This window comes from Paenibacillus sp. TSM33 (assembly GCF_056099025.1).
Window position 1 is genome coordinate 56,321 of the sequence record NZ_JBLZXB010000023.1, and the last position, 11,741, is coordinate 68,061.

General features: G+C 49.4%; 11 protein-coding genes and 1 riboswitch. Of the genes, 1 reads left to right on the plus strand and 10 read right to left on the minus strand.

All coding sequences use genetic code 11. The features are described 5' to 3' along the window. Positions 1-27: 27 nt before the first annotated feature. From cobJ to ACN6NF_RS23590, 10 genes are all read right to left on the minus strand, one after another. Positions 28-1,836, minus strand: a complete 1,809-nt coding sequence (cobJ, locus tag ACN6NF_RS23545; protein ID WP_474319877.1) for a precorrin-3B C(17)-methyltransferase — start codon at positions 1,834-1,836, stop codon at positions 28-30. Positions 1,837-2,144: 308 nt separating this feature from the next. Then, positions 2,145-2,330: riboswitch (cobalamin riboswitch) on the minus strand. A gap of 57 nt (positions 2,331-2,387) precedes the next feature. Further along, entirely contained in the window at positions 2,388-2,942 is a 555-nt protein-coding gene (locus ACN6NF_RS23550) for an LOG family protein (protein ID WP_474319879.1), read from the minus strand. A gap of 199 nt (positions 2,943-3,141) precedes the next feature. Beyond that, positions 3,142-3,999: a uroporphyrinogen-III synthase gene (locus ACN6NF_RS23555; RefSeq protein WP_474319881.1), complete on the minus strand. Its 858-nt coding sequence runs from the start codon at positions 3,997-3,999 to the stop codon at positions 3,142-3,144. A 101-nt stretch (positions 4,000-4,100) separates the two neighbouring features. Next, positions 4,101-5,258, minus strand: a complete 1,158-nt coding sequence (locus tag ACN6NF_RS23560) for a GerAB/ArcD/ProY family transporter (RefSeq protein ID WP_474319883.1) — start codon at positions 5,256-5,258, stop codon at positions 4,101-4,103. Positions 5,259-5,301: 43 nt separating this feature from the next. Continuing rightward, the gene (locus ACN6NF_RS23565) at positions 5,302-5,526 is read right to left on the minus strand and encodes a hypothetical protein (RefSeq protein WP_474319885.1); all 225 of its coding nucleotides are present in this window, start codon (positions 5,524-5,526) and stop codon (positions 5,302-5,304) included. Next, a complete protein-coding gene (locus ACN6NF_RS23570; RefSeq protein WP_474319886.1) occupies positions 5,519-6,736 on the minus strand; it encodes a Ger(x)C family spore germination protein in 1,218 nt (405 codons plus the stop codon). Before ACN6NF_RS23570 ends, ACN6NF_RS23565 begins: the two co-directional genes overlap by 8 nt. Continuing rightward, positions 6,736-8,361 carry a spore germination protein gene (locus ACN6NF_RS23575; RefSeq protein ID WP_474319888.1) on the minus strand — a complete coding sequence of 542 codons (1,626 nt, stop codon included), beginning with the start codon at positions 8,359-8,361 and terminating at the stop codon, positions 6,736-6,738. Before ACN6NF_RS23575 ends, ACN6NF_RS23570 begins: the two co-directional genes overlap by 1 nt. A gap of 176 nt (positions 8,362-8,537) precedes the next feature. Next, positions 8,538-8,876, minus strand: a complete 339-nt coding sequence (locus tag ACN6NF_RS23580) for a hypothetical protein (protein ID WP_474319889.1) — start codon at positions 8,874-8,876, stop codon at positions 8,538-8,540. Positions 8,877-8,891: 15 nt separating this feature from the next. Further along, positions 8,892-9,605, minus strand: a complete 714-nt coding sequence (locus ACN6NF_RS23585; RefSeq protein ID WP_474319890.1) for a pirin family protein — start codon at positions 9,603-9,605, stop codon at positions 8,892-8,894. 69 nt (positions 9,606-9,674) lie between these two features. Then, the gene (locus tag ACN6NF_RS23590; RefSeq protein WP_474319891.1) at positions 9,675-10,532 is read right to left on the minus strand and encodes a LysR family transcriptional regulator; all 858 of its coding nucleotides are present in this window, start codon (positions 10,530-10,532) and stop codon (positions 9,675-9,677) included. Between the two features lie 180 nt (positions 10,533-10,712). Here ACN6NF_RS23590 and ACN6NF_RS23595 point away from each other — a divergent pair, with 180 nt between their 5' ends. After that, positions 10,713-11,699 (plus strand): DMT family transporter, encoded by a 987-nt coding sequence (locus ACN6NF_RS23595; RefSeq protein WP_474319892.1) that lies wholly within the window; start codon positions 10,713-10,715, stop codon positions 11,697-11,699. Positions 11,700-11,741: the final 42 nt, after the last annotated feature.

Sequence of the window (11,741 nt, forward strand, 5' to 3'; positions counted from 1 at the left end):
ATCCGGTTCATCAAGCCTACCAACCCTCTAATCACCACAAACCGCGTTCACTTCTACTGTCGCCGGTGCATCTTCATGCCGGAAACCCGCAACGATGCCTACACGTTTGAAAAATTTATGAAAACGCTCGTTCGGATGCCCTTTTTCCTTATATTCAGCAATAATGTTCTCGATAATATCTGTAATCTGATCACCCGGGATTCCTTCCGCTACGGGCTGAGCGGCATGAGCATTGCGGCCAAATTTTTTGCCGCCGAGGAACAGATCGTATCCTCCCTTGCGATAGACAATTCCGATATCCTCCAGCACCGCTCCATAGCAGGCCATGCCGCATCCGTTCAAAGCAATGCTCGTTTCCTTGGGTGCCTGTAATCCGCCAAGTACAACCTGTAATTGCTCAGCCACAGGCACCGCATCATCTTTCTCCATATTGCAGAAGTCACATGCTTTCACCTTAAACACATCGCCGATCGGCATGACAATGAATCGTTCATCCCGCAGCCGTCCGACCAGTTCCTCGGGGTCTGCGCACGGCACGCGCAGCACGATCTGATGATCTGGCGTGTATTCCAGCTCGCCATCATCACCCGCTACCTCGGCAAGCAGGGCCATCTGCCGAGCAGTGAACTTCTTGTTTCCCACGCCAGGGGAAACCCCCACCTCAAACAGCGCAGGCTTGCCAAAGCCGCCTGTCTCCATCCCGGCCGTAGCCCCTGCTCCGGCCACCGTTGCCGTTCCGACGGCGCTCTGGGCGGCAGGCGCTTGCCCGCTCCAGCGAGCGTTGGCTTCGCCCGGCAGCTTGCCGCCGACAGCGAGGCGGCTTAGTGCCTCTGCTGCCAGCGAGGCTGGAGCCGTCCCGGTTTGCTTCGCAGGCGCAGCCTGCACGGCAGCCATCGCTTGCGGGCGTACCTGCGTGGCAACCGCAGCGCCGCTCGCGGAAGGCTCGGGAGGCGCAGTCAAAGCTCCGCCTCCCTGCGGTGTATCCAGCGCGCGATCCTCTTGCGCGCCCAGCGACCACGGCTCCGCTTCCGTGCGAAGCCGCTGATGCGGTTTGAGCACCTGTTCGGTCGCGTCCAGCGTGTATTTACGCTGATAGCCGCGCGGAGTCACGATTAAGCCGTCATACACTGTCGTCGAGGAGTTGCCGATGATTACGGTCGTCAGCATCCCGATATCATGGTTCAGCATATCTTCCAGCGTCGTTACAATAACCTGCTGACGTTCACGATAAGCACTCTTCACCAGCCCAACTGGAGTTTGCGGATCACGATAACGAAGTAAAATGGACTGCGTCTCCACAATCTGGCGAGTACGTCGACCACTACGCGGGTTGTATAATGCAATCACAAAATCAGCCGAAGCCGCAGCTTCTACACGCTTCACGATCGTTTCCCACGGGGTTAGATGATCACTCAGACTGATCGTGCAAGCATCATGCATAACCGGCGCTCCCAACAACGAAGCACAGGATTGAATAGCCGAGATCCCAGGCACAACTTCCACCTCAACCCCGTCCTCGCGACGCCAGCCTTTTTGCATCAGCACTTCGTACACTAGCCCTGCCATACCATAGACTCCTGCATCTCCACTGGAAATGACGGCTACCTTCTTGCCCATCTCTGCTTGGCGAACCGCCTCCTGCGCACGGCTCACTTCTTCTGTCATCCCTGTGCGTACAATCTCCTGGCCGTTCAACAACGGACGGATCAAATCAACGTAGGTATTGTAGCCGATAATGACCTCACTTTCGGCCAGCGCATCCAACGCCCGTTTTGTGATATGTTCCATATCTCCTGGTCCAAATCCAATCACCAGCAATTTTCCTAATGGGCTCATCGTGCTCCTCCTATCATCCTTTTCAGGGCAGCTATACTATCTATTTCAATAATTTGTGGCATCCTGCAACTCAAAAAAACCCCATCCTGCCCGGATGGGGTTTCTATGTACGTATCTCTCTTACCAGACGAAACAGCGTAAGAAGACAGTTCTTGTCTCCCCCAATCTGCCGTTGTTTTCCATCTGTTTTGTTTGCGCTTCAAACGCTGCTGCACGTTCATATCCACGCAAACCTGTAACCAACATGGAAAAAGCAACGTGTGCCTGATTTCCTGATTTCGTACACCCATCCTCTCCGCGAAGGTTAACGGTGCATACAGATCAAGGTAGGTCTCCTGGCTTGGCATCAACGGATTCTCTCGTCTTCCCCGTTTTGTACGAGTGACCATTTAAAAGAATCCTCTTCCTTACAGTGGCGGGACCGCTCGGGACTTGCACCCGATTCCCTGTTACCCTTTGCTCAACCGCAAAGGCACCTTGTCTGTCCGCTATTTGATTATGGGTCTTATCATAACCTTGCCTCAATCAGTTGTGCAAGCACGAAAAAAGCTTTATTTTAAGTTCTTTGCTTTATTTTTTAACATATGCAGCAATTCGTCCGGGACCGCAGAGATGCTCAGTAATGCTGGATGATCGGCCCCAGTAAACCCTTCCTGAACGCTATGACGTACCATTTCTACCAACGGGTCAAAATATCCATTCACATTTAGCAGCCCAATAGGCTTGCGATGAATGCCAATTTGCGCCCAGCATAATACCTCGAACAGCTCTTCAAAGGTTCCCAAGCCACCCGGAAGGGCTATAAACGCATCGGCCATCTCACTCATCGCCGCTTTACGTTCATGCATGCTTGCTACCTCAATAAACTCGGTAACTCCCCGATGAATGATTTCTGCATCAAATAACAGGGTAGGCATAATACCGGTGACCTGGCCGTCACCCGCCAGCAGTCCATCCGCCACCTTACCCATCAGTCCTCTGCTGGAACCACCATAGATCAGACGGATATGTTGGCGAGCCATAGCTTCACCCAGCTTGCCTGCCGCCTCAACATATACCGATGAATGCCCAGGTCTGGACCCTGCAAATACACAAATAGAATTCATAAACGTCTCAGCTCCTGTCCTCAATATCATGCATCGAAACTTATTCATTATATTAGATAAATATTTTCGCTATAACAAAAAACTTTGTCGATGCATGTCCAACAAAAAAAGATAAAGACCTCGTAGGCCCTTATCTTTATTTTACGCTGGATTAGTAAATATAAGTTCATTTTGGCTTACTGCATTTATCATTTCCAGCTCATTTCAAATGACCGTTCACACTCTTCAGACCGTAGCCATGCGCCAAATCGCTATGCTCAAAATATTTGCCCAGCTCTACCATCATCGCTCCCATGCGCTCTTCAGTTGGAAATACAATTCGTTCAATCCCTTCTTCCAAAATGGATTGCGCGGTCACCTTGCCTACCGATACAGCAATTACATCCTCACGAAAAGCGTCCAATAAATCCTCGATGCGATTTTGCTCTCTGGCATATTGGGCCAAAAATCGGATTTGCGGGCCACTCGTGAACGTAACAGCATCAATCTTACGATTGATAACATCATCTAGTAACGCCTGCAATTTTGCTTCTTCAGGTGGGATATGCCTATAAGGAAGTACTTGGCGGGTCACTGCGCCCTGCTCATTCAGCCACTCTACCAACCGGGGGGCCGGATCTCCATGCAGTTGTAACAGCACTTCCTTCCCCTTCAGATCATAGGGGGCAAAGGCCCGTGTCAGCCCGATCAAACTTCCGTCCTCGTCCCGTACTGCTGGCGTAAAGCCACGCTTTTTGAGTCCATTGACCGTCTTGTAGCCCCGTGCTGCAATGTTGGAGGATTGCAGTAGCTCTATAATCTGCTCGGCCACGCCCATATCCTCCGCCATATCGAACAGAGCATCCAGTCCCATACCGGTCGTGAAGATGTACCAGTCTGGAGGGTTCTTCACCCACGATACAACAGCGTTGCGAAGCTCAATATCATCCAGAAAAACCGTACCCTGGGCCGGGCGCTCTACTGGCTCGCCCCCCATCTTCATAACTAGCAGCGCCATTTCTTCTGCTTTACGGGGACCGGCAAGAGCGACTCTCTTACCTGTCATGCGTTGTGCCATGCTGTTGCCTCCCTTGTAGAAGTCGTATTTCTTTCTACCAAGTATACAATTAGAGAGGCAAAAGACAAATAAGAATTACTTTTCCGCTAAATACAGTAAACTTATAAGTGGGCGTGTCCTGTTTCGCTTTCCTGCTGGCCTTCTTTCTGATCACTTCTATCCCTCTCCCTGCCAGAAGATGACTTATCATCGTCGCCTCTCCCTTTCAATTTGGGCCGAAGCAACATCCACAGCAAGAAGGGCATGAATACAAAAAAAATGACCATCACCGCAGTCCACTCCCGGCTGAAATCATAAATTTGTACGATGTTGGAGAACAGCATAAACGAACAGACATACCCTAGCAAACCTACGGGCCAAACCATCAGACTCCCCCAAGCATGGGCGAACATACGCTTAACCGCCAAACTAGTAACGTACAAATCAATTCCAATCTTCGTTAGAAAGGTTGGTACGGTCAGTGCTGCCACGAACAAGTCGAACCGATCCAGAAAGTCCGTGAGCTGCAATTGACGCACCAGTTCATACGATGGATAAAACAATCGTGACAAGATAGGAACTCCAATCACCAACTCCGACAGCAACACCAACATGATCAGAAAAGAGGTTCCGATCAAATGCCCAAACCACGCACTACGCCCATTGTAGCTCTTCCCAGAAATCACAAAGGGAACGATCATGATATCGGCCATATACCCCAGCATTCGCCAACTCCCCTTGATCACTCCCTCTACTTCTGGATGCAAGTAGGGTCTCAGCACCGAAAAATCCATATTACGCCCAAAAAAAAGCGGCATGGTCAACAGTGTTACAATCAACAGCGGTATAAAAATCTCGGTCATATTCACAATGGTGCTTACTCCGCCTTTAGCCATAAATACCAGAGTCAACAGCACAATAAGAGAAGTGACCACAATCGGAGTCAGCGGCAAAAGCACCACTTCCACTAGATCGGTAATAATTCGCAAATCCCGCGCAAAAATGATCAGGAATAAGATAAAGTAGATTGCAAGCAGCATACGGCCCAGCACAGGGTGAGCGCTCACCATCGCCTGCATCAGATCTTGATCGGGAAAACGGCGCTTGAGTTTCAACATCGCCCAGATCGGCAAGCATAGCACGATAGCCGCCACCGCACAGGTCCAATAGGCATGCTGATTCGCGTAATCTGCTGCCTGCGCTGGAGCATGTATAAGGGTGATACCAGACTCCATCAATACACCAAGCAGCACAATTTGTCTGGTTGTGAACTGTTTCATGCAGGTACATCCTCCTTTGCCCGCAGGCATCCATTACACAATTTTACAACGCAGTGGGGAGCCACATGTCAATAAAACGGGTCAGCCATGTAGCTACATAAACAGTGCTTTTCGTAGATGTTCCGAAAATCCAAATACCAATACTAATAACGTACAGTACGCGGGAAACCCAACGATTGACGACGGGTGCATTGTTAATTTTTTTACGGTCAACCAGATACATGAAGATCATAGCCAGCAATAAAGGTAACAGAAATACTTTATTCATGCTGGATTTGCTCCTTTTTAACCCCGAATGGTTTGGAGACTGCACCGATATTCTCAATATGCACGACCGGGTTGATGTTGACCTCCACCTTGGGATAAAGTTGTTCCCATTTGGATTTAATCCGTATCCATTCATCCGGGTGACTCGTAATGATAGCCCGGCCCAAACCAAGTACGTCTGAATGATACTTTTGCTGAATCACATGAACAGCCTCTCCCAGCTCCCTCTTGATCTCCTCGGCTGTCTGCTGCTCCAGCCACTTCAAATTTTCCTCTTTGGAAATATCGAAGCTTGTCTCATTTTCCTTCACATTCCCATTGCAGTTCATATGAACCGTCATTCGAATTTCGTCCCCCCGAATAAAGGGCTCGATATGAACTTTATTTTCGATGAGATGCACAGATATGTAACCTCTGCCTTTGGGAGGGGGGATAAAAATTTCTGTTTCCTTGGCTTGCTCCATACCCAACAGCAGAAACCGACTGAGGTGGTTATCAATAATCCCTGTTAATCTGTCTTGGCGAAATACAGCCAGTCCATCGACCTGAATATTCGTCTTCTGGTCCTTAAGACTAGGGGGTCCATTTTTGACCAAAGACATCACAGGTACCACCGGGTCAATGCCTTCCAGCAGGATGGAATTGATCAGAAGTTTAACAGAACGAGGGTTTTTCATATAGGAAAAATTGAGCTCACGCACCATTTCTGCTGGATATTGCTCTATCGGAGCATCGGCTTGAAGCAGTTCCATCGCTGAGCCCTTCGTGATCACAACTAGGGACGAGAGACGGTTCTGCGGGACACGTGCCAGTACATCCATCATTTTGCTAATTCCTTCTCGTGCCAGCGCCTCGCCGAACAGCAACACTCGCCGATGGGAGTAATTGAGTGTTCGCGAAACCCCGCGCTGTTCCTCGGTGCTTGCTCCCCGAAAGCTTGGACCTGTTTTGGACTCCAAATAGTAGGATTTCGTACCGCTTGTACCTCCCCCTCCGCCTGTGCTGCCCGTGGAGCCGAGTTGTCCGGGCAGAGCGATTTGCATCGTTACCCGGTATTGATCGCCTTCCTTATCCAGTGCGGTCCCCATCACAAAGGCCACATCATTCACCTCGCGACGATCCCAACATCCTCCCAAAAGAACAGAACAAAGCAGTAGACAACAGAGTACGCCCGCTTTACGCATTTGCTGTGTATTCAATGTGGGCTTCATCACCATCCCTCCTCGGTTTTAGGCGATCCATTCATCTTTTTCTTCGCTCGTTTGTTATTGACTTTACCAATCCATGAAGGACGTTTGGTCATTTTCCACCAAGGCGCACGGACAATAATATCCTTTTGATCCATATGGTTGTACGGGCTATAACCACTCATGTAAGGGACACCAAACGATGTTAGCTTGGTTAGATGTATCGCAATGAGCGTTATTGCAATAATGATGCCAAACAATCCAAATAAACCTGCCATCAGCATGATTGGAAACCGCAGCAGACGAACCGTGATGGCGAAATTAAAACGCGGTATAGTAAACGACGCAATACCTGTGAGCGACACAACAATGACTATTGGCGCCGATACGATCCCAGCCTGCACTGCGGCCTGCCCAATAACGAGCGCGCCAAGGATACTGACGGCCTGACCGACCGTTTTAGGGAGACGAATCCCTGCTTCCCGCAATGCCTCGAAAGAAACCTCCATCATCAACGCTTCCACCAAAGCCGGAAAAGGGATGGATTCCCGAGCCGCCGCAATACTCAATATGAGCGTCGTCGGCAGCATATCCTGATGATAGGTCGTCACCGCTACATATAATGCTGGCAGAAAGAGAGCCATGATGAGAAAAAGAAAACGAATCCAGCGCACCATATTACTGATGAAAAAGCGCTCGTAATAATCCTCGCTCGCTTGCATCATCTGCCACATCGTGACTGGTCCAATCAGGGCAAAAGGCGTTCCGTCCACAAAAATGGCAAAACGTCCTTCCAGTAATTGCGCGGTGACGGTATCCGGTCGTTCCGTGTACTCCATTTGCGGAAACGGCGAATACGGATGATCCTCAATCAGTTCCTCAATATACCCAGTCTCCAGAACACCATCAATTTTTATATCGCTGAGGCGCTTTTTAACATCTTCCACCAGCTTCGGATCTATGATCCCTTCAACATAGGTAAGGACGACGCTCGTTTGAGTTTCTGTTCCGAGGGTTATACTGTGCATCTTGAGCTTGGAGGTCTTCAGCTTGAATCGTAGCAGTGCCGTATTCACGCGGAGTGTCTCCGTGAAGCCCTCACGCGGCCCGCGAATAACGGCCTCGGTCTGCGGCTCCTCCACGCCACGGCGGACGCCTCCCTTGGCGCTGAAAATATAAGCACGAGCCGTTCCATCTACGAACAGAGCGGCATTGCCGTCCAGTATCGCTGCCGATACCAACTTCCATTCGTCCATCGTTTTGGTCTGGGACATGGAGATACGAGTCTCATCCAACGGCTCCAATTTGCCGTTCACTTCAGGGTCCTTGAGCATCATGCCCAAGATGACAGGCCGCAGGATATGATCCTGCAAATCTTCTGATTTTACCGTGCCTTCAAAATATGCCAGCAACCCTTTTCGTTCAGGGGAAATCATGAGCTCTCGGTAGACGATATCAGAGCATTCCTTGAAAATATCACGCAATGCGACCCTATTGTCTTCCAGACTGCTACGCAGTGGCTCTTCTAGCCATGAAGACTCAGGCAGCCCTTTGGGCACACGAGCATTTCGTGTTTTGCGTTCAGCGGCTGGAACCGCTCTCCGGCTCCACGGTAGCTTTGGCAACTTGGGAAAGCGCCCTTTCTTCATTGTTATCCCCCTTTGCGAATGAACAAACAGGTAATATGACACATAGGATGTACCAGCCTGCAAAGGATTATGTATCCAATGAGCTCACTATCTTGAACACATAACAAAAAGACCCTGCAATGATGCAGAGCCTTCGAAAATCAATTATACATCCGAACATTTATGATCAAGAAGATTTAATCTCCCCAATACTCCTCGGGATGGTATTCAATCTCAGAACCGGCTTCGAACGTAAGCTCACCGATCTGAGCATGATATTGCACACTTTCCGGGGTGACGTAATACCAATGTTTTACCACGGTTCCGCCGTCTGCGGGTGTTACAAAACGAAATACGTTCAGCTCCTCGCTGAAACGCACAATCGCCTCTGCTGCCTCACGGGGCAACTCTTGAAGCGTGAAGCAAAACACGCCGTCCGCCAATTCCAAACGACAAACCAAACGCTGCTTGCGGCTGTCAGCGAAGCTGCGCCCCGTGACGGCATGTTTGATCAGCCATGTTTCCTGCTGCGCCATAGTGCGTACCTCCTTTTAGGGCAAATCAATCAACATATAAAAAACAGAATCCTCTGCCTTCAGTGATAGCTTCGGCTCCTCCTCTATACGAGCAGAATCTCGCCCCTGCAGAAGATGTTCACCGTTGACACGCAGTGAGCCCTCGATGACGAACAGGAACACGCGCCGACCCTCGTCCTGTGTGAATTCGACTTGTTCACCGGGCTGAAGCTTGCTTAGATAAATCGTTAAATCCTGATTGATTGAAGCTATTTCACCCTCCGTGCCGGGTACACGCTTTCCAGCAACGACAGGCAGAAGCTGACCGTGCAGACGTTCAGGATTGAACGCTGTAGTCTCATAGGAAGGTTGCAGTCCTCTCGTGTGCGGACTAAACCACAATTGCAGCAGACTCACATCCTCGGTTTGCGAAGCGTTGTGCTCCGTATGAATGATGCCGTTGCCCGCTGACATTCGCTGAATGCCTCCAAAACGGGTCACCGCCACATGTCCACGGTTGTCTTCATGGCGCAGCTCCCCATACAGCACAATGGAGACAATCTCCATATCGCTGTGCGGATGCGCTCCAAAGCCCCGGCCCGGTGTGATGACATCGTCATTACAGACACGCATAGGACCAAACGCTGTATTGTTCTCATCCTGATACTCTGCGAATGAAAAGCTGTGGCTCCCCCGCAGCCATCCCTTATCGAAGCTGAAGCGGGAAGCAGCCGGATATATTGTAAACATAATAGCCCTCCTTCAGGATGAACAATGGGATCAAATCCCTCTCATTGTACCCGAGCCCAAGCGATAAAGCTACGCCTCTGTCTGAGTGATAATTTCATCTATAAAGGACTGCAATGTACTGGTAACGAAGGCTTCCTTACGGCGGATAAACACCGTTGTCACTTCATTGTAAGGCTCAGGCATAGCATGACCACACACAAGGCCTTGAGCCACCAGCCCGCTGATCGAGGATTCGGGAAAAACGGTCATTCCAATGCCTGCCGCTACACTCCCGATAATCGTCTCAAATGTCCCAAACTCCATGATTTGCTTGGGAATAATCCCCTCCATTTTGAGCCATGTTTCCAGTCTTCCCCGATAGCCGCAGCCTTTTTTATATAGCAGAAGCGGACGAGTTGTAAAATCGTCCACGGAAAAGTCATCTCCTTGGGATACGAGGACCAGCTTTTCCTGAAATACATCAAACTGTTCAATGAGCGGATGCTTAACCGGCCCGGTCACAAAGGCTCCATCCAGCCGCATCTCTGCAACTTCCTGCACCAGTGACTCCGTAACCCCGGCCTTGAGGGACAATTCGACATCCGGATACTTACTGTAGTAAGCATGTAAAATGGCCGGAAGGGCAATGACAGTCTCTACGATACCAATCTCCAGTACCCCTGAAGGTGCAGAGGTGTTCTGAAACGCATGCTTCATTTCCTCAAATTGCGATAAAATGCTTTTCGTATATTGCAACAGACGCTTGCCCTCAGCATTGAGGATCATGCCCCGCTTATGCCTATAAAATAAAGGTGTTTGTAGTTCCTTTTCCAGCAGTTTGATTCTGGCCGTTACATTGGACTGTACATAGCTAAGCTCGGCTGCTGCCTTGCTGACACTGCCATGGGCAGCTACCGTCTGGAAGATGTTTAAATCGTTCAGATCCACTACTGCTCCCCCTTATTGTGAAGGGCAAGGTCCATCATAATTGACGCACCTTGTCACTTATTATCATTTTAAATGATCATAATGTTTATTTTCAATCATTTTACCAACAGCTTCCTATCCTTTATGATGTGTCCATAAGATATGTCCGCTGAAACCGGCAAGGAGGAGCTTTTGTACACCATGAACAAACAGATCATGACCGGATCTTTACTATGCCTGATCGCCAGTATGTCCTGGGGGGCGATGTTTCCGGTTTCGCACATTGCATTACAGCATATTAATCCACTGTACTTTTCATTTTTGCGCTATTTATCGGTTACACTCATATTAATTGTGCTATTGTGGCTCAAAGAGGGACGGACTGCATTTCGCTTTGAGGGCAAGGGCAAGGTGTTATTGTTCTTCGGAACTATGGGATTTACCATTTATAATATGGCCGTTTTTCAGGGACAACACGCGATGGGGGCAGCAGGTACCCTTGTAGCTGCCATTATGGAAGTGCTAATGCCGATGATCTCCATTGCAATGGTGTGGATCATGACCCGTAAAATGCCTCCAAAATACACATTGATCAGCATGGTGATTGCGCTGGCTGGGGCATTACTGGTCATCACGAACGGTAAATGGACCTTTTTCACGCTTGCCGGACAACATTTATTGGCACTGCTGCTTATTTTCGTAGGTGTTGTCGGATGGGTCGTATATTCCATGGGAGGCAGTCATTTTGCAGGGTGGTCTACTCTTCGATATTCAACCTTGACCTGCCTGCTTGGAACTCTGGTCTCTTTTGTAGTCGTGACCTTTGCCTCTGCTTTCAACTGGATTACGGTACCGGATTGGCAACACGTATGGTCAGTCAAATACGAAATGAGCTTTATGATCCTGCTTCCAGGGCTAGCGGCTTTGCTGAGCTGGAATGCTGGAATCCGCAAGCTGTCTCCGCTGAACGGAATTTTATTTATTAATTTTGTACCGATTACCACGCTGATTCTTATGTATTTCCAAGGCTATGCCATTAGCCGTTATGAACTGTCCGGAACTGTACTGGTCATTTTCGCACTGATTCTGAACAATATGTTTCAGAGAAGTTCTTTGCATCCGTTCAACAGCTCACGGGGTGCCCGTTTCCGTCTAAATCGCCGCAAGTCGTTTAACGGTGACTTCTAAACCTGCGAACCTTGGTTAACCAAGGTTATGATAAACATCAAA